The following is a 19,800-nucleotide window of genomic DNA, read 5'->3' on the forward strand; positions in this document are numbered from 1 at the left end:
TGAATTTTGGTTTTAGTTTACGAGGTAACATTGCCTAACTGCAGCAACCTCAAGAGTTAGTGCCAAAGTTATGTGTTTTTTCTTCCCTCAGATGCCTTTTTAGAGGTTGTTTGAAAAGTAGTTAGCTGTGATTTTAGGCACTCAACGATCCCCCCTCGCCCCCCTTAAAAAGGGGGGAAAATATTCTTAAAGTCCCCCAATTTATCCGGGGATTTAGGGGAATCTTAAATGTTTTGCTACTGAGGAAAGGACTTTTCAAACATCCTCTTAGGTTTTGAACATTACTTGGATATTTCGATCGCTGTCTGAATAATTGAATATGGGGGAATCCTAAAATGATTGCATCTGTGGGTTTTTCGGCGTCTCAGAATGTAGATTTAGGACTTGAGCCATTCGTTGAGTTGTGTTTTCCAGTACGAGGAAAATATTTACCTGCGGATCATGGCTATGCACTCTTTTGTGGTTGGGTTAATCTCGATTCAGAAATACGCCAGCAAAAAACGGTCAGTATTTTGACTGTTCCTGGCTTTCCTGATAAACAAGGGAAAATAATTCTGAACGAATATTCTTGTTTGCGTGTTCGCGTACCAATCCCGTTAATTCCCTTGGCTTATAAGTTGGCTGGAAAATCTATTCGTTTGGGAATACATGAAATTCAAATCGGTATTCCCGAAATATTTACATTAAAACCAGCTAGGAAACTCAAGTCTAGAATTGTTGTCATTAAGGGATATAGCGAGCCTCAATCGTTTCTAGTAGCAGCACAACGCCAGCTTGATGATTTGGAAATTTCTGCCCAAATTTCCATCCCCAAAGACAGACAGGGTGAATTCTGTCGCAAAACCATTAAAGTTAAACGTTATACAGTAGTGGGTTTTACAACGGAAGTTTCTGGTTTGAGTGACGACGATTCTATCAAGTTACAACAATTGGGAATTGGTGGTAAAAGACACATGGGTTGTGGATATTTCTTGCCTTGTAAGGGAGGTAGAAATGTTTAAAAAATTGCTGGCTAAGTCTTGCAAGCCAGGAGAAAACGATCCGAGAAAAAAAGGTGCTGCAACGTACACTGGACATATCAGTTTTGTCATGCAAGCAACTGATGTTTTGGTAGATAAATTGGGTATGGCTATTCTCGAACAATTGGGAATACAGTATATTGGTTTAGATTTCTTAGCAGCAACAGTCAAATTGGGTGCATATTTGCACGATTGGGGTAAAGCCAATCAACATTTCCAAGAAATGGTTTACTTAAAAACCATCGATCCAAGATCCACGAATCCAGAAATTCAAAGTTATAGAGAGAAGATTAGAAAATCTTTAGAAACGCATTCAAATAAACAAATGCTGCGTCATGAAGTGATTAGCGGTATTTTAGCACTACAAGTTCCCTGCTTTCGAGAATGGCTGGAAAAGTGTCCCAACGCAAATTTAACGATCGCAGTTTGGGCGGCGATGGGACATCATTTAAAAATTGGGTTAGATAAAAATGGGACGCCATCAGGTTATATTGCGGAAATTCCTTCTGGTACGGGAGATGAATTAAAAATATACACCACTCATTCCGATTTTCTGACAGTTTTAAAAATGGGTAGTCAATATCTGGGATTGCCCAAACAATTACCGGAATTTCCAACGAAAATTTGGACTGACAAGCAATTATTAATAGCTTTAACAAATTTACGCAATGAATTTAATGATTTTGAACCTGATTGGGAGCAACAAAAATTTATTGCAGCAGTCAAAGCAACAGTAATCGCAGCAGATTTAGCTGGTTCTGCACTTCATGAAGTAGAGGAAGACTTTCAAGGATGGATTGAAGAAGTCTTATCACTACAACTTTCAAAACAAGAGTTAAATAACCTAGTCAAACAACGTTTGAAGGGTAAAAAATTACGACCATTTCAAGAGTTAATTGCTGAATCCAAGCATCGGGTGACGTTGGTGAAGGCTGGTTGCGGAACGGGTAAAACGGTTGGAGCATATGCTTGGGCAGAAAAATGGGCTGTCGGGCGTAAATTATTTTTCTCCTATCCAACAACAGGTACAGCATCTCAAGGTTATATTGACTATGCATTTGAAACAGACATTGAAGCTGCTTTAATGCATTCTCGTGCTGATTTAGACAGAGAATTACTATTTTCTGGAGATGAAGACGATCGTGAAAGCATCGATTCTAAGCTAATGGCTTTTCAAGCTTGGCGCAAAAAATTGATTGTTTGTACTGTTGATTCAGTGTTAGGTTTAATTCAAAATAATCGCAAACCGCTTTATTCATGGTCTGCATTAGCACAAGCTGCTTTTGTATTTGATGAAGTTCATGCTTTCGATCCGCGTCTGTTTGGAGCCTTATTAAAGTTTCTGAAAGCTTTTAAAGGTGCGCCAATTTTATTAATGAGTGCCAGTTTTAGTCCCCAACAGTTGGCAGCGATTCAACAAGTCTTGGCAGAACAGGGGGAAGATTTAGGAGAACCAATTGAAGGACCAAAAGAATTAGAAGAATTACCCCGTTATGACATCACTTATGTTCCCGAAGTCAGTAACTTTGAGGAACTAACGGCAGTTTGGGAACCTGTTATTGAGGCTTTACGAAACAAACAAAAAGTTTTATGGGTAACTAACTCGGTAAAAACTTGTATTGAAATTTATCGGACTGCACAAAAAAAACTTGCGGAACAATTCCCAGAATTTGCGATCGCTCCATTAATTTATCATAGCCGATTCCGTTACAAAGACAGGGTGAAAAAACATCAAGCTGTCATTGAAGCATTCAAACAAGATGAACCTGTTTTGGCTATTACTACCCAAGTCTGTGAAATGTCTTTAGATTTGAGTGCCGATCTATTAATTTCTGCGATCGCTCCTGCAGCAGCTTTAATTCAACGATTGGGACGGCTCAACCGCAGGATGAGCAAACCAGAAGAAGGAGCAAAACTAGCAATTGTTTATCCTTGGGATAATCCAAATCCATATGATAAAGTAGAAATCTCTACAGGAAAGCAGTTGATTCAAGAATTTTCGGGAAAAATAGGCATTTCTCAACGAGATTTAGCAGAATTTGCAGCAAGTCTTAATTCTGAAGAAATTCAAGAAGTTAAATCTAATTGGCTGGAAGACAATTGGTGTACGAATCGGGATTCTTTGCGGGAAGCAGGCTATACAATTACCGTGATTTTGGGTGAAGATGAACCAGAAATTTGGAAAATCGCTCAGCAGAAAGAGCAGGAACTATTACAAAAACATCAGAATACATCGCGGATGAAGTTATTTAAACAAGAAGCACAGAAATGGACAGTACCCATCCGTATTGAATCAGATTATTATACCTGGAAACGTATAGGATTTTATCCTGTAACACCAGAAGGCAGAATTCCCTACAGTGAAGAGGTAGGAGCAGAACAGTGAATTTAGAATTTGATTTAGGTAATCCTTGTTTTACCTTGTTGCATCGTGCTGGTTTAGCTGGATTGTGGATGACGTTAAAGCAATTAGAAAAAGAAAAAGCTGAAGTACCATCTGGATTCAATTGGCAGCTTAGCAAACGCCAAGTCAATTTAAATTGGAATGGAAACGATAGAGACACATTGGAATGGTTTCTGAAAGAGTCTTTTCAATTAAATGACGGCATCATCGCATTACGCGGATTAGATACAAAATCTATGCGCGAGGATGCACAGGTAATAGTCCATCAAGGAATTTTAGGGACTCTTTTACAGCATACCAGTACCCACAAATCCGATGGAGTTGTGACAAAATCCCTATCTTTAGGGGAGAACGAGCCAGAAACTTCAGTCAAATACAAAAGTATAAAAAGCTATACATATCAAGAATTTGCGGAAAATTTATGTGACAAAAATGGACAATTCTTAACTCATCCAATTAGTGTTGCTGGATGGTTAAATCCTGGTGCAGCCGTCAGACATATTGCTTTTAGTTCCGATACGAGTTTTGAGGAGAACCCGGAAAATGCTTTCATTTTATTATTTGCACCTGTTGCTTGTTATTACTATATCCTTCGTTCCAAATTGCGAGATAAACGCGCTCAATACGCTTTAGTCATTCCAGAAATTACAGATTTAGAAAAGTATGCAAAATATCGGCAAAATCAGCAATTGCGGAATGCCATTTATAAAGATTTTCATGCTTCTGGTTTAGGTGATGCTGGGTTGAGATTTTTAACCTTAGACGCAACTGTTAATATTACTCAAACTTTTGGTATACAGCGCTGTCAGGTTTTGACATTGGGAACTGTTGCATGGGCGACGCAACAAAAAACTCGTACAGATATGTATGTAGTGGAAGCAACTGATGAGAATTGCCATAACTATCAAGTTTGTAATGCTTGGTTGCAAGATAAAGCGATCGCAGGTAAAGAAGGTGGATTTGTTGCTACAAGCTTTGCCAAGGAATTAATTGCTGAAAATTTAGCTAAAAATATACCTTGGTATTCTGGAATCTCAGAAAAAGTAAATAGTAATGAGCTTTTTCAAAAGTTAGCTTATGAAAGGGGAGGATTATATCAAGTGATTCAAAAAGTGCAGTCAGACGAACGTGAAAAATTATTCGTTAAAGCTTGCCATGAAGCCATTAGTTATACTTATGGAAAAATCTCAAAAATAGCAAAAAAAAGAGGAGAAATACCTAATTTTGATCGTGAAACTGTACGTATTAGAACTGGCTTAAGTCGATGTAAAAATTCTGAAACATTTCGAGAATTTATTACAGATTTTTGGTCAAGAGCCGGAAAAATACCAACTTTACAAAAGCATTGGGAAGAATTAATAGAATTTGTGATGTTAGAGAAAAATTGGAAGAAATCAAGAGATTTAGCCTTACTGGCATTAGCTAGTTATAAAGGTACGGGAAGTTCCGATGGAGATAAAGATGATTCTGATGAAGGCGAGCCTGTTGATGATGATACTTTTGATGAAGAAAACGCTCCCGATATTCTTTAACTCTCTCGTTTTTCCATCATAAAGCTCTAAATTTTTTATTTAAGGAGATTGACAAATGACATTTCATTTATTTGGAAACATCTTAACTGGATACGGAACTGCTGCCAATAATCGTGGAGAAAATGAAGGAAATATTACGACTCTTCAAAAAATTCTGTGGAAAAATAACGTACATACAACAGTCTCCGCCGAAGCCATTCGTTGGGCGTTACGTTATTACTGGCAAACCTGCGGTGAAGATTATCAAGTCAATCGGCGTTGGAATGATGATGCTAACGACAATATTTGGCAAAATGAAAATTTTGATGATACAGCTTTTATTGATGATGATGTTTTAGGTTTCATGCGTGCTGAAGGTGCAAAAGTTGAAGCATCGGATGAACCAAAAGCTAAAGGTAAAAAAGCTGCTGCTGCTAAAGGTACAACGACAGCAAAACGAGGTGTTTTAGAAGTGACTCGTGCTGTTTCCATAACACCCTTTAGTGGTGACTTAACCTTTAATTCTTTGAGTGGCAAAAAAGGCAGAACTTCACTTTATGGAACAGAAGTACACGCGACTTGCTATCAATATGGATTTGCATTAACTCCAGAAAGATTAAAAGATAAATCTCGGACAATGGCAGTTTTAGATGGTTTGAGTTCTTTGGGAGAAGTTGCAGGCAATCATTCGCGTTTTCTCTATGATTTTTCTCCTGAAAGCTTGATTTTAAGATGGACACATGATTTTTCTCCCCGAATTTTGTATTCTTTTGAAGAATATGAGGGAGAAATATCAATTGGAGAATTAATCAGGAAAGTGAAAAATCAAGATATCGAACCAGAAGAATTATGGATAGCTGGTGCTGTGACTGAATCTGAGGAAATAAAAGAATTAGAAGAATTGGGCGTACATATTTTTCCTGGAATTAAGTTAGCAGTACAAAGCATGAAACAAGTTATTGCCAGAGATTTAAAACTACCTCAATTAGAGTTAACCCGATGATAACAGCAATCAATAAAAATTTAGCATTAGAAATTGAAGTTCCCATCGCTTGCTTTCGTCAATCTCGCGCTAGGGAGTATGCTGAAACTTACCCATTCCCCCCACCATCGACAGTCTATGGAATGCTATTGTCAATCGTGGGAGAAACCAACAGGTATAAACATTGTGGTGTGAAATTAGCGATAGCTGTTCTTTCTCAACCTCAAAAATCAACCGTTATCCGCACTTTTCGTCGTTTCAAGAAAAAAGACATTCACGATCCAACAAACGCCAGACCCGATTACCAAGAATTACTAACCGATATTAGATTTATCGCTTGGATTAATTCTCAATCTGATAAATCTCAAACAACACTATCAGAAAGATTAGAACAAGCATTTACAAATCCAACCTCAATCGAACGTTTTGGTGGTTTGTGCTTGGGAGAAAGTCGAGATTTAGTCAATTCTGTAACAGTGTGGTCGGAAAGCGATCGCAGTCAATCTTTGCAATGGTTGGTACAAGATGATGATGGATTATTCACTTTGCCCTATTGGGTGGATCATGTTGGTTCCAAAGGTACGCGATGGAAGAGGTATTTAATACTTGAGCCATCAAAAAATTATCTTCCTCCTGAATCTGCTTGGACGGTCATTCAGCCAACCTAATCATCATTAACCTCAGATGTCGTAAGGCGCTAAAACAGGAAGCGTCCCAATTTGGAAAAAACATCCTTGTGATTGAAATCACGCCTATACAAACAAAGTCCGCCTAAGCGCAAAGCGCACGCTACGCGAACGCGGACTTAATCAGAAGTCCACGTAGGTGGACGAGCGTTTGTGTAGCTCCGAAATTCTATTCTGAGAGCAATTGCAAATTTGGGATGCTCCCCTAAAACACAATTACCTTACAGACATATATGCAAATTCTCCAACATATCGAACTTTCGACCAAACTTGAAACAATCCGCGTTTCTGCTCTCCATGCTTTAGCCTATTGTCCCCGCCTATTTTACCTTGAAGAAGTGGAAGAACTCTACACCCAGGATGCTGCAGTATTTGCTGGACGCAGGTTACACGCCGAACTTGAAAAGCAAGAAGATGAAGACTGGGAAGAATTATTCCTCACTAGCGAAGTATTAGGAATACGGGGACGGGTTGATGCATTGCGAACTCGCGAAGGAGAAACAATTCCCTACGAACACAAGCGGGGAAGATGCCATCGGGATGAAAACAAACAACCCCAAGCATGGGAAAGCGATAAATTACAAATCCTTGCTTACTGTTGTTTGCTTGAATCATCTCTTGGTATTCATATTAAAGAAGGTCGCATTCGCTATCACGCTGATAATGTGTTAGTTCGCATCCCACTAGATGATTTAGGACGATCGGCAGTTCGGGAAGCTATAGAAAAAGCACGCCACCTCAAACAGTCTATCCATCGACCACCAATAACCGATAACGAACGCTTGTGTGCTCGTTGTTCCCTTTCCCCTGTATGTTTACCTGAAGAAGCACGTCTGGCACACGATCGCCAATGGCAACCAATACGCTTGTTTCCTGAAGATGATGACAGGCAAGTCATTCACGTTCTCGAACCGGGTACTAGTGTAGGTAGAACTGGGGAGCAAATCAAAATTGCCCGTCGCAACCAACCATTAGAAACTATTCCCGCTCGACAGGTAGCTCAATTGGTACTGCACAGCTATTCGCAGATTTCCACCCAAGCTCTACATTTCTGTGGCGAACAGGGAATAGGAGTACATTTTATTTCTGGAGGTGGTCGTTACCTAGGTAGTTTTGATACTCGTAATGGGAGCGTTCAACGTCGCATTCGTCAGTATGCTGCCCTAAGTTCCCCCGATACTTGCTTGGAGTTGGCGCGTAAACTCGTAATTTGTCGCGCTCAAGGACAGCGAAAATTTCTCATGCGTGGGAAGGGCAAAAACAAAGCTAGCGAGAAATTGACAAAAGCGATCGCGCAAATGAAAGCCGTGTTAAAACTTGTTCCCCATGCAAAATCTTTGGAATCGCTTTTGGGTTACGAAGGAAATTTAGCAGCACTTTATTTTGATGCTTTACCCGATTTGATTTCACCAGATGTACCAGCAGAAATGGGCTTTGACATCAGAAACCGTCGTCCCCCTAAAGATAGGTTTAATTGCCTTTTGGGGTTTGGGTACGCTTTGTTACTCAAAGATATAATGAATGCCATTTTGATAGTAGGGCTGGAGCCTGCACTAGGCTTTTACCACCAACCGCGATCGCAAGCTGCACCCTTAGTTTTGGATTTGATGGAAATTTTCCGAGTTCCTTTGGTGGATATGATCGTCATGTCTTCCGTCAATCGCAATCAATGGGACATAAAAGCTGATTTTCATATTTGCGGACAACAAGTTTGGCTGAGCGAAACTGGTAAACGCAAGTTTGTGGAACTCTACGAAAATCGCAAGCAGGAAACTTGGAAGCATCCAGCAACGGGTTATTCCCTAACTTATCGTCGTTTACTAGAGTTGGAAGTGCGACTCTTAGAAAAGGAATGGATGGGTGAGGGTGGTTTGTTCGCTCAGTTGATTGTCCGATGAGGTGGTGATATGGGAGAAATCAGAAATTGTTACATCATTTGCTACGACATTCGCTGTCCAAAACGTTGGCGCAAAGCTTATAAATTGTTGGAGGGGTATGGAGAACGGATACAATACTCAATCTTTCGCTGCGTCATGAATCAACGCGATCGCGAAAAATTACGTTGGGAGTTGGAGACGATTTTGGCAAAAGAAGACTGTATTTTGTTTGTGCGTTTGAGCGATCGTTGCGTGCAAGATATACCCAAATATAATCGACCGGGTACATGGGAAAATACAGATAAGCCTTTTTTGATTGTCTGAAAAATACAAGCATCTGTGTTTGTTAGGGTAATTAAAGTAGACGTTTTCCTTGAAACCCTTACTATTACAACATTTGAGAGATTTTTGAAGCTCTGTAGGTGCTTGCAAAATCTTCAAAATACCTTATATCAAGGGTTTTAGCTGATGAAGTCAGGTTGAATTTGAGGAAGAATTAGAAAGTTTTAGTTTTTGATTGGTTTTTTGGCAAGGTACTTGTAAACTTGGATTGGAGCGCTTGCTTGTCAAGTCTTTCAGCCTTCGCTGTGATTGAACCTCAGATACCGTAAGGTGTTGAGCACTACATTAGAAACCTTGAGAAGAAAGCACCATCCTTGCGTGATTGAACCTCAGATACCGTAAGGTGTTGAGCACTAATTGTTCCCGTTTATTAGAGAAGAGTTAGCGGGTGATTGAACCTCAGATACCGTAAGGTGTTGAGCACTGACAATGCTTGCAAACTGGAAAAACCGTAATACCAATGTGATTGAACCTCAGATACCGTAAGGTGTTGAGCACTTGTCTGTCTCAATGGGGATATCCCCATTGAGAATTGTGATTGAACCTCAGATACCGTAAGGTGTTGAGCACATTATTGATTTTGATTTGTCATCAATAATTGATTTCGTGATTGAACCTCAGATACCGTAAGGTGTTGAGCACAGTAATAGGCGCTTTACCGTCAATTGATAGCTGTAAGTGATTTAACCTTAGATACCGCAAGGTGTTGAGCACAACTTAACGTAAACCAGCAAGGGGCTTTGCTTAGGTGATTTAACCTTAGATACCGCAAGGTGTTGAGCACTAGACTTACTCGCACCACGCGGATCGGCTAAGTCGTGATTTAACCTTAGATACCGCAAGGTGTTGAGCACAAGATATCACAGACGAGGAAGAAAAGATTGGAGTGTGTGATTTAACCTTAGATACCGCAAGGTGTTGAGCACCACGATAGAAATTAGAACAGCGCTAAGGGGAGAAGTGATTTAACCTTAGATACCGCAAGGTGTTGAGCACCAGAATATAGTGTTAGGCTAATGCAGCTACAAAACGTGATTTAACCTTAGATACCGCAAGGTGTTGAGCACGTGCCTTGCACTTCCGCTTATTGGAGCGCTCCAAGCGTGATTTAACCTTAGATACCGCAAGGTGTTGAGCACTGGTTGATCCTTTCCATCCCAATCCCAAAGAGCGCTGGTGATTTAACCTTAGATACCGCAAGGTGTTGAGCACGAATCGATTTAGCAGCGATTCCGGCAATGTCCCCGTGATTTAACCTTAGATACCGCAAGGTGTTGAGCACAAACTCTCATGGTCTCGCTTCGCTCGGTTGTTTTGTGATTTAACCTTAGATACCGCAAGGTGTTGAGCACTTCTGGGGGTTTGTACTTCAACCCCTCACACCGCGTGATTTAACCTTAGATACCGCAAGGTGTTGAGCACGTTTTTACTGCTGACACAGACACTTTAGTACCGTTAGTGATTTAACCTTAGATACCGCAAGGTGTTGAGCACCTAGTCTTGTTAGTACAAACCTTAATCCACTAATCGTGATTTAACCTTAGATACCGCAAGGTGTTGAGCACAATTCCAAGCGTGGAACCCAAGCCAAGTTGAAGTCGTGATTTAACCTTAGATACCGCAAGGTGTTGAGCACGTATTGGGTCAATTAGTCTTCCCACGAATATTAATGTGATTTAACCTCAGATACCGCAAGGTGTTGAGCACTTTACCAATCGAAGGTAAAACTATGTCAGTAAGTGTGATTTAACCTCAGATACCGCAAGGTGTTGAGCACACAGTCGGAACACTTAAAATTATCACTTCTACTTGGGTGATTTAACCTCAGATACCGCAAGGTGTTGAGCACATCCTTGCGACCACGTTACACAATGCTTTAATGCTTGTGATTTAACCTCAGATACCGCAAGGTGTTGAGCACATATTTGCAACCACGTTACACAATGCATTAATGCTCTGTGATTTAACCTCAGATACCGTAAGGTGTTGAGCACACACAAAACTCTCAAGGTGAAACCACTCGTGCATCGAGGTGATTTAACCTCAGATACCGTAAGGTGTTGAGCACGAGGTCCCGCCACCAAGAAATCACCCCCCCCGAACCGTGATTTAACCTCAGATACCGTAAGGTGTTGAGCACATTAATCCTGTGTTTGTTCAACTTGAGAATCTGTTGTTATTTAACCTCAGATACCGTAAGGTGTTGAGCACACTCCAGAGTTGAGGGAACAGATGATGATGTCCCCATGATTTAACCTCAGATACCGTAAGGTGTTGAGCACCATCCACCTGGCTTAGTTGTGCGCCATACCCTGGCGTGATTGAACCTGAGATACCGCAAGGTGTCTACACGGACTTTATTTAAAGCCTGCGTAGGCAGGCTTTGTTTGTATAGCCCCAGAATTCTATTCTGAGGGCAATCGTCACTCTTTGGGATGCTCTCACCAGTCATGAGGATTTAGAAAAACAACCCTCAACCCAATACTACAAGGGCTGAGAATTTTTGTGGCTTTGGATCGCCGTGAAGAAACTCAACAAATGTCTGTAAATGTTGGGTTTCGTTCCTCAACCCAACCTACCTATTTTCGTATTTCCACGCAAAACCTACGCACTATTGATCCTCAACCTAATTTTAAATGGCGCGTTTTTCAATGTGATTAAACCTTAGATACCGCAAAATGTCACACGGACTTTATTTAAAGCCTGCGTAGGCAGGCTTTGTTTGTATAGCCCCAGAATTCTATTCTGAGGGCAATCGACGATAAGAAAAATAATTTAGGTTTGACTCTCCATGTACCATTTTTGAACTTAGTACTGAATCAGTCCGCGTATAGCCCTTACGGGCATAGCCTGCGGCATCGCGTAGCGTGCGCTTTGCGCTTAGGCGGACTTTGTTTGTATAGCAGCGAATTCTATTCGCTTTAATTATTCTCTCGCGCTAACAGCATCCTTACAGAGATCCGGTATTTTGGATTTTGCTCACCGATCGCTAGTCGCCAGTCACTGTTCTCGATGTAGGGAAGTATTTTTCTATAACTTCGCCCGCAAACAAAAATAAAATTCCAGAGAAAATTCCCGCTCCCATGATATTTAACTCACTACTTCCTAAAAGCTCTAAATGGAAATTCAAACGAGTGACAATTAGAAGAGATATAGACGAACAGCTACTTGCAATTAAAGATAAATTTACACTGGACTTAGAAAAAGAATAGTATTTTCCTTGAGCAATTAAATAAGCAACAAAGGGAACAATAACCGCACCTACATAAGCAGCATAAAAAGCCACAATTAAAGTAACAATTTCGCCTCCTCTTAAAGCAACAAGTAAACCAAAAAGCGCATTTCCAAAAGTTATAAGTAGCTGATTGAGAAGAGAAGCTGGCAGAATATTAAAATCAAAAATAATCTTACTTTGTACTCGTAATATACTGCTACCAATACCCAGTGAAGGAACTAATAACGACACAATCAACGCAATCCCCAAGGGTTTGTCAGTGCCACCACCAATCCAAGATAAAATATAGGGTAGTGTTTCTTTACCACCGATCCCATCAGGTAAAACCCCAGCTTTATGAGCCGCTACCACAACAGTTGAAGGTAATAAAGCAAGCAACAATAACAAAATTCCTGCTAAAAGACATCCTTTATATAGACTTTTTATATCTTTTGCTTGAACCAAATACATTTGGTACTTCATATCTATAAGTACCAAAAGAACTGTAGAAAGTGTTATACCTATTGTCGTTGGTAAGCTTTCCAATTGAATTGAATGGGCAAACTCTAAAGGCGATCGCAAATACTCAGGAAATCCATGCAGTACCCACAGCCCGTAAAGAAGTGCCAAAAAATTGAGAACGAGCAATCCTCTCAATATCCAACCTGCTTTCTCCACTGGTAATAAGGAGAGAATAGCAAACAAAGTTGCCAAGACAATCATTGTGGGTATAGTTGGGATACCAAAGACTTTCAGAATGGAAGCTGCGGAAATTAACTGTACAGCCTCAATACCAATAAGGGAAGCCCAAGACATAAGCCCTACAAATATTTTCACCCCACGTCCATAAGCAGAACCGAGGAGAGTCCAAATTTGTTCTGTTTGCGTCCAGTAAAACTTTGCCAGTGCTATGAGAGCAATTGTACCCAAGCCAAGAGAGACAGCATAAAGGCTACCAGCCGCACCATGAGTTAAGGATTTCTCTGCTGTTCCTAGGAGAAATCCCAAACCGTAATGTGCTGATACCAATAAAGCCGCCAGGGAGAAAGTATCTAACCTGCGGTTTAAATTCATATGAATGAGTTACGAGCAGTAACCAGTACGAGCGATCGGTAACGCTCGCTGTTTTATATTTCTTCTACGATTGTAACTGGCTCGTTGCTCAACTTTAGCAGCTCGTAAAGGTCATAGGCGTATAAATCCTCTTGGCTTGGCTCTTCTGTCTGACTCGTAGCCACAATGGGTTCGCCGTAACCTTTCGTTCTACCAATGAGTAGAAGTTTTTTGCCAGCACACTCACCAATTTCCTTAAATTGGTTTTCTGGTAAAAAGGTAACGTGTTCGCTAAAGAATGTGCGATTTTGGATAGGCATTTTATCCTCCTTAATTTGGAACTAGACTGACCGAGCCACAAACGCAGCTCGCGGCTAGCTATGCAGGGTTTTTTAAGATGTGCTGTCTCGCTTGTCAACAGGAGGATCTAAGGATACGGCTTGATACAAGCCTCTACCATTGATACTCCTTCCAATGCCTACGGAGTTAGCTGACGGGCTAAGGCTGGAAGGTGCCTTTCTTTATCTAAAGATTCGCCCCCAATAAGTTGGTTCCTCCGCTTCTAATTCAGTCCTTGAGATTCTTCAACCGCAGAACTGGATTGAATTAGGCGACTTTTCCCAGTCAATACATAAAATAATACTGAAATGCCAAAGCAGTCAATCTGTATTTTATCTTCTCAACGCAATCTTTACGAAAGGGTAGGGAATACAAGTATAAATCATAAAAATTTTATACTTCATCCTTCTTTCTTCAGACTTTATCTTTTCACCTTTATCCTTACCAATGAAGCTGATCCCAAAGCAAGATATGCGCTAACGTAGGGGGTGAACCTCTATAAAAGCGTCACAACAAGGCAAATCGTTATTTCAGTCAGGGAGAAAAATGAGGTTGCGGTCTATCTAACGGTCAGGAGTTGGCTATGCACGAACTAGTTCAAACTGTTATCAACAGTGATGAGAAAACGGCTCTGCGTCAGTTGGTCTACGATCTAAGTGCTTCTGGGAAGAAGTACTTCCTGAGAAACGAAATTTTGCAAGCTTTTGCAGACTATTGCGATCGCCTGCAAAAGCCAGCATATTTTTTTCACTCTTCTTCTTTAGGCAAACTCATTCACTACACTCATGAAATCATCCTAGAGGAGGAAAGTGCTTGGTTCCTTCTACGACCTCGGATAGGTGTTCAAGAAGCTTGGCGATTGGGGGCGAATCTCACAAGCTTTGAGCAAATGACACCGCAAGCACTGCTGGATGTACGCGATCGCCGTGTCGAGCGCTACCAGCCTCAAATCTTAGAAATAGACTTCCGTCCTTTTCATCATGGCTCTCCCAAAATTGACGATCCCAGAAATATCGGTCAAGGGCTGGGATTTCTCAATCGGTACTTGTGTTCTCAAGTGCTGACAGATCCCGAGTATTGGTTGGAAGTCCTCTACGATGTTCTGCGACGACGCCAGTATGATGGTATTCCCTTACTCATTAACGGTCGCATTCTCTCAGGAACTCAGCTCGCCCAACAAGTCAGACACGCTATTAGTTTGTTGGGCGATCGTCACCCGAACGAACCCTACGAAAAATTCCGCTATGAATTGCAAGACTTGGGCTTTGAACCCGGTTGGGGGAACACAGCTTCTCGCGTACTGGAGACCCTAGCACTCCTTAACAGGCTGATTGACACTGCTGAACCTGCCATTTTAGAAGCCTTTGTTTCCCGCGTTCCCTCCGTTTTCCGTGTCGTGCTTGTTTCCGTACATGGTTGGGTTGGACAGGAAGGAGTGATGGGAAGACCCGAAACAGCAGGTCAAGTCATCTACGTTCTCGAACAAGCCCGCAGTTTGGAAAATAAACTGCGCGAAGAAATTCAACTAGCTGGGCTGGAAGTTCTTGGTATTCAACCCCAAGTGACCATACTGACCCGCCTCATTCCCAATTGTGAAGGAACCCAATGTAATTTGCGTTTGGAAAAAGTTCAAGGTGCAGAAAATGCGTGGATTTTACGCGTTCCCTTTGTAGACTCTAATCCCAGTATTACGCAAAACTGGATTTCTAAATTTGAGATTTGGCCCTACCTTGAAACATTTGCCTTAGACGCAGAAAGAGAGTTGCTAGCACAATTTCGTGCTAAACCAGATCTGATTATTGGTAACTACAGCGATGGTAATTTAGTTGCTTTTCTTCTAGCGCGTCGTTTAAAAGTCACTCACTGTCACATCGCTCACTCTCTAGAAAAGCCCAAACACCTATTTAGCAATTTGTATTGGCAAGACTTAGAAGATAAATACCATTTTTCAGCCCAATATACTGCCGATTTAATTGGGATGAATGCAGCAGACTTTATTGTGACATCGACCTACCAAGAGATTGTAGGAACACCCGATACATTGGGTCAGTATGAGTCATACAAACACTTTACGATGCCGCAGCTGTATCATGTGGTTGAAGGAATCGACCTGTTCAGTTCCAAGTTCAACACAGTACCACCTGGGGTCAACGAACATATTTTCTTCCCTTACAATCAAAAAGAAAACCGCGATCCCAATCTTCAAACACGAGTCAAAGACCTTCTCTTTACCCGTGAGGACTCGCAAATTTTGGGACATTTAGAAAACGCCAGCAAGAGACCCATTTTTGCTGTTGGTAGTGTCACTCCTATAGATAACTTAACAGGATTGGCAGAATGTTTTGGTCGAAGTCGAGATTTACAAGAACATTGTAATTTAATTATCCTTTCTGACAAATTGCATTCAGAGCAAGCAACAAACTCAGACGAAGCAGGAGAGATCGAACGGCTTCATAACATTATTAATGAATACAATCTCCACGGACGCATTCGTTGGATAGGCATGCACATTCCCCTGATGGAAATTGGCGAAGCTTACCGCTTTATTGCCGATTGTGGAGGTCTTTGCGTTCATTTTGCCCGGTTTGAAGCTTTTGGGAGAATTATTCTTGAAGCGATGAGTTGTGGTTTACCCATTTTTGCAACACAATTTGGTGGTTCTTTAGAAATTATTGAAGATGGTGAAAATGAGTTTCATGTCAATCCCACAGATTTAGAGGGAACAGCCAAGATAATATCTAACTTTATTAACCAATGCGATCTCCACCCAGACTACTGGTATAAAATATCAGAATGGGTTATCCAGCGTATCCGTAATAAATACAACTGGGAATTACACACCAAGCAGTTATTACTGCTTGCTAAACTCTACAGTTTTTGGAACTTTGTCAATCGTGAAAATAGCGAAGCCAGGGGACGCTATCTCGAAACCCTATTCCATTTACTCTTTAAACCCAGAGCCGAAAAGATTTTAGAGCAGCACATGCATCGGTAGGGATTGGGGATCAGGAGATAAGGGGGATAAGGGAGATAAGGGGGATGAGGGGGATGAGGGAGAAGTACCAGTAACTTGTCCCCTAACCCCTAGCAACTAATAACTCGCAACTAACCACTAAGCAATAGATAGGAAATATAATGCCGATGGATACACAAAATTATTCTCAGCAATTTATTTATAAAGACTGGATACTAGTCGAAAACCAGTTTAATCTCAGTAAAGTTCAGCATAGAGAAACCGTTTTTACAATTGGTAACGGTTATTTGGGAACGCGGGGAACTTTTGAAGAAGGTTGTACTCACTCTCAGCCAGCGACTTTTATTCACGGGGTTTTCGATAACGTTCCTATCGTTTATACCGAACTGGCAAACTGTCCCGATTGGACACCTTTAATTGTAATTGTTGATGGCGATCGCTTCCGTTTGGAAAAAGGTGAAATTTTAAGCTACGAACGACAGCTCGATCTTCGTCGCGGTGTTCTCAGTCGCAAGGTAAGGTGGCGAAGTCCGAGAGGGAAAACAGTAGACCTTTATTTTGAGCGTTTTGCCAGTCTGGCTGACGAACACGTGCTGGTCTTGCGATGTCAGGTAACGCCTGTAGATTTTGAAGGTGTTGTTGAAGTTCAAACAAGTATCAATGGTTATCCTGAAAACCAGGGTTTCAATCACTGGGAATTACTAGATCAAGGAAAAACCGATAAAGGATCTTGGCTGCAACTCCGCACTCGCACGACTGGTATAGAACTCGGGGTCGCATCTAGCATTACAGTATCGGGAACGGATGCTCCGGTGCAAGTGAGCAATCCACCCGGTTATCCCACTTTTACCACCACATTCCAAGCTGGGGTGGGTACAACTGTGACTGTGGATAAATTCGTCACGCTTTTTACATCTCGGGATGTAGAAAAACCCTTAGAATCAGCTTGCGATAAACTGGCTCAGTTACCTGCCTATTTAGAACTGTTAAATGCTCACGAACAATCATGGCAAGAAGCTTGGGAGAAAAGTGACATTGTTATAGAAGGTGATACCAAAGCTCAATTGGCTGTTCGTTACAATCTCTTCCAATTACTGATTTGTGCCGCACAGCACGATGATAAGGTCAGTATAGCTGCCAAAACTCTTTCGGGTTTTGGCTATCGGGGTCATGTCTTTTGGGATACAGAAATTTTTATTCTTCCCTTTTTCATATACACTCAGCCCGCACTGGCTCGGAATTTGCTATCCTATCGTTACCACACCTTAAATGGCGCACGACGCAAGGCGCTTCACTACGGGTACAAAGGGGCAATGTATTCCTGGGAAAGCGCTGATACGGGTGATGAAGTGACACCTCGTTGGTTACCTCCTAATGATTTTTACGGTGAAGATATCAGGATTTGGTGTCGCGATCGCGAAATCCATATCAGTGCCGATGTTGTTTATGCCGTATGGTATTACTGGCAAGCCACAAACGACCACGAATGGATGCGGGACTGTGGCGCTGAAATTATTTTAGATACGGCGGTCTTTTGGGGCAGTCGGGTAGAATATAACACCAAGTACGAACGGTATGAAATTCGGGAAGTGATTGGAGCGGATGAGTATCACGAACACTCAGACAACAACGCTTTTACAAACCGGATGGTGCAGTGGCACTTAGAAAAAGCACTTTTTATACATGAGTGGTTGCGTAACACTTATCCAGAGCAAGCAAACGAACTTACCCAAAGACTGCAACTGACAGCCGGACGGTTTTCCCGTTGGCGCGATATTATCACCAATATATGGATTCCTTACGACCCATCAACCAACTTAATCGAGCAGTACGAAGGATTCTTTAAGTTAGAAGATATTAACTTGGCTGATTACGAACCGCGTACCAAATCAATGCAAAGTATTTTAACCATTGAAGGTGCGAACAAGCGTCAGGTTCTCAAGCAGCCAGACGTGTTGATGCTTCTGTACTTAATGCGCCAGTCACAAGAATTTCCCTACACTCCAGAGATATTACAAAAGAACTGGGATTACTACGCACCCCGTACTGACATTACTTACGGTTCATCCTTGGGACCAGCTATTCACGCCATTTTAGCCTCAGATATAGGCAACAAAAAAGAAGCTTACGAACGCTTTATGCAAGCGGCGTTAGTGGATATAGAAGATGTCCGAGGTAACGCCCATGAAGGAATCCACGGTGCAAGTGCTGGTGGAGTTTGGCAAGCAGTGATTTTGGGTTTTGGTGGCGTGCAATTAGCAGGAGATGCACCAACATCAACACCACACCTGCCCTACGGTTGGAAACGTCTAAAATTTAAATTGATGTGGCATGGCAAATGGCACGAGTTCGACTTACGTTCGGATGAAAAAGACATTATGCGCGATATTCGAGGATTCATCTTTGATTTGGATGGTGTTTTGACAGATACGGCGGAATACCATTATTTAGGTTGGCAAAAGCTAGCAGATGAAGAAGGTTTACCCTTCAATCGAGAAGCAAATGAAGAACTGCGGGGTGTCTCTCGTCGGGATTCGCTGTTAAAGATTATTGCGAACAGGCGACAGTACTCTGAAGCGCAACTTGAGGAAATGATGGATCGCAAGAATCGCTACTATGTGGATTTAATCCACAATATGACAAAAGCAGATTTGTTGCCTGGAGCAGTGGCTTTGTTAGATGAATTAAGATCTGCTGGTATTAAAATAGCCCTTGGCTCGGCTAGTAAAAATGCTCAGACAGTCATTGAGAAATTGGGAATTAGCGATCGCATTGATGTCATCGCTGATGGTTACAGCGTCAAACAACCCAAACCAGCACCCGATCTGTTTTTGTTTGCAGCCGGTGAGTTAGGTTTAGAACCACAACAATGTGTGGTTGTAGAAGATGCAGCAGCAGGAATTGAAGCTGCACTTGCAGCCGGGATGTTAGCAGTAGGGCTCGGTCCTGCGGAACGGGTTGGTGAAGCTCATGTTGTTTTGCCAAGTTTAGCAGGTGTGCGCTGGTCGGAACTGCGAGATAAGTTGAGTGCTGTTGACTAGTACGTTAAGGCAGAAGTAAGAAGGCAGAGGGCAGAAGGCTCAAACACTTATGATTTGGGCTTTTGTCTCAATACTAATGGTATGGTGATTTCTGCCGCGCTGTACTAGTGGTTCACCACATTGAATTTGAGGGTTGATTGAAAAACCGCAGAGGCGCAGAGGGCGCAGAGGAAGAGAAAAAGAGGATGAGCTTGAACATCGTTTTACCCATTAAAACTTATGTGGTGAACTACTAGTAGTCTGCCACGCTCATTGTGAGGGCTGTAGAACCTCAGTATCAACTCGTTCCCATTAGTATCAACTCGCTCCCATTAGCATCAACTCGTTCCGGTGGCTCCGCCTGGGAATACAGCCAGCG

Annotated in this window: 11 protein-coding genes, 1 CRISPR repeat array and 1 riboswitch; of the genes, 9 read left to right on the top strand and 2 right to left on the bottom strand. The window is 41.7% G+C overall.

The features are described 5' to 3' along the window. Positions 1 to 335 precede the first annotated feature (335 nt). The 7 genes from cas6 (at position 336) to cas2 (ending at position 8,803) form a co-directional block, all read left to right on the top strand. Complete coding sequence (gene cas6 / locus HC643_RS13985) at positions 336 to 1,001, top strand: type I-MYXAN CRISPR-associated protein Cas6/Cmx6 (RefSeq protein ID WP_038071954.1); 666 nt, start codon at positions 336 to 338, stop codon at positions 999 to 1,001. Next, positions 994 to 3,405: a CRISPR-associated helicase Cas3' gene (gene cas3 / locus HC643_RS13990; protein WP_038071952.1), complete on the top strand. Its 2,412-nt coding sequence runs from the start codon at positions 994 to 996 to the stop codon at positions 3,403 to 3,405. The genes cas6 and cas3 overlap by 8 nt, the downstream gene beginning before the upstream one ends. Beyond that, positions 3,402 to 4,955 (top strand): type I-MYXAN CRISPR-associated Cas8a1/Cmx1, encoded by a 1,554-nt coding sequence (gene cas8a1 / locus HC643_RS13995; RefSeq protein ID WP_038071950.1) that lies wholly within the window; start codon positions 3,402 to 3,404, stop codon positions 4,953 to 4,955. The genes cas3 and cas8a1 overlap by 4 nt, the downstream gene beginning before the upstream one ends. 55 nt (positions 4,956 to 5,010) lie before the next feature. Next, positions 5,011 to 5,937: a type I-B CRISPR-associated protein Cas7/Cst2/DevR gene (gene cas7i / locus HC643_RS14000; RefSeq protein WP_038071948.1), complete on the top strand. Its 927-nt coding sequence runs from the start codon at positions 5,011 to 5,013 to the stop codon at positions 5,935 to 5,937. Beyond that, positions 5,934 to 6,584 (top strand): type I-MYXAN CRISPR-associated protein Cas5/Cmx5/DevS, encoded by a 651-nt coding sequence (gene cas5 / locus HC643_RS14005; RefSeq protein ID WP_038071946.1) that lies wholly within the window; start codon positions 5,934 to 5,936, stop codon positions 6,582 to 6,584. The genes cas7i and cas5 overlap by 4 nt, the downstream gene beginning before the upstream one ends. A gap of 251 nt (positions 6,585 to 6,835) precedes the next feature. Next, positions 6,836 to 8,500 carry a type I-MYXAN CRISPR-associated endonuclease Cas4/Cas1 gene (locus tag HC643_RS14010; RefSeq protein ID WP_038071944.1) on the top strand — a complete coding sequence of 555 codons (1,665 nt, stop codon included), beginning with the start codon at positions 6,836 to 6,838 and terminating at the stop codon, positions 8,498 to 8,500. Positions 8,501 to 8,509: 9 nt separating this feature from the next. Further along, positions 8,510 to 8,803 (top strand): CRISPR-associated endonuclease Cas2, encoded by a 294-nt coding sequence (cas2, locus tag HC643_RS14015; protein WP_038071942.1) that lies wholly within the window; start codon positions 8,510 to 8,512, stop codon positions 8,801 to 8,803. Between the two features lie 263 nt (positions 8,804 to 9,066). Then, positions 9,067 to 11,103: a CRISPR direct-repeat array (repeat unit 36 nt; unit sequence GTGATTTAACCTTAGATACCGCAAGGTGTTGAGCAC). A 707-nt stretch (positions 11,104 to 11,810) separates the two neighbouring features. On the opposite strand, the gene HC643_RS14020 is transcribed toward cas2, so the two are convergent. Then, positions 11,811 to 13,109 (bottom strand): SLC5/6 family protein, encoded by a 1,299-nt coding sequence (locus tag HC643_RS14020; protein WP_050045773.1) that lies wholly within the window; start codon positions 13,107 to 13,109, stop codon positions 11,811 to 11,813. 53 nt (positions 13,110 to 13,162) lie between these two features. Beyond that, positions 13,163 to 13,408: a hypothetical protein gene (locus HC643_RS14025; protein WP_038073818.1), complete on the bottom strand. Its 246-nt coding sequence runs from the start codon at positions 13,406 to 13,408 to the stop codon at positions 13,163 to 13,165. Between the two features lie 140 nt (positions 13,409 to 13,548). Then, positions 13,549 to 13,671: riboswitch (cyclic di-AMP (ydaO/yuaA leader) on the bottom strand. A 339-nt stretch (positions 13,672 to 14,010) separates the two neighbouring features. On the opposite strand from HC643_RS14025, the gene HC643_RS14030 reads away from it, so the two are divergent. Together HC643_RS14030 and pgmB are read left to right on the top strand one after the other, a co-directional pair. Next, entirely contained in the window at positions 14,011 to 16,422 is a 2,412-nt protein-coding gene (locus tag HC643_RS14030) for a sucrose synthase (protein ID WP_038073820.1), read from the top strand. A 146-nt stretch (positions 16,423 to 16,568) separates the two neighbouring features. Beyond that, positions 16,569 to 19,442: a beta-phosphoglucomutase gene (pgmB, locus tag HC643_RS14035; protein WP_038073901.1), complete on the top strand. Its 2,874-nt coding sequence runs from the start codon at positions 16,569 to 16,571 to the stop codon at positions 19,440 to 19,442. The last annotated feature ends 358 nt before the right edge of the window (positions 19,443 to 19,800 follow it).

The sequence above is a fragment of the Tolypothrix bouteillei VB521301 genome, assembly GCF_000760695.4.
In the GTDB taxonomy this organism is placed as follows: Bacteria; Cyanobacteriota; Cyanobacteriia; order Cyanobacteriales; family Nostocaceae; genus Scytonema; species Scytonema bouteillei_A.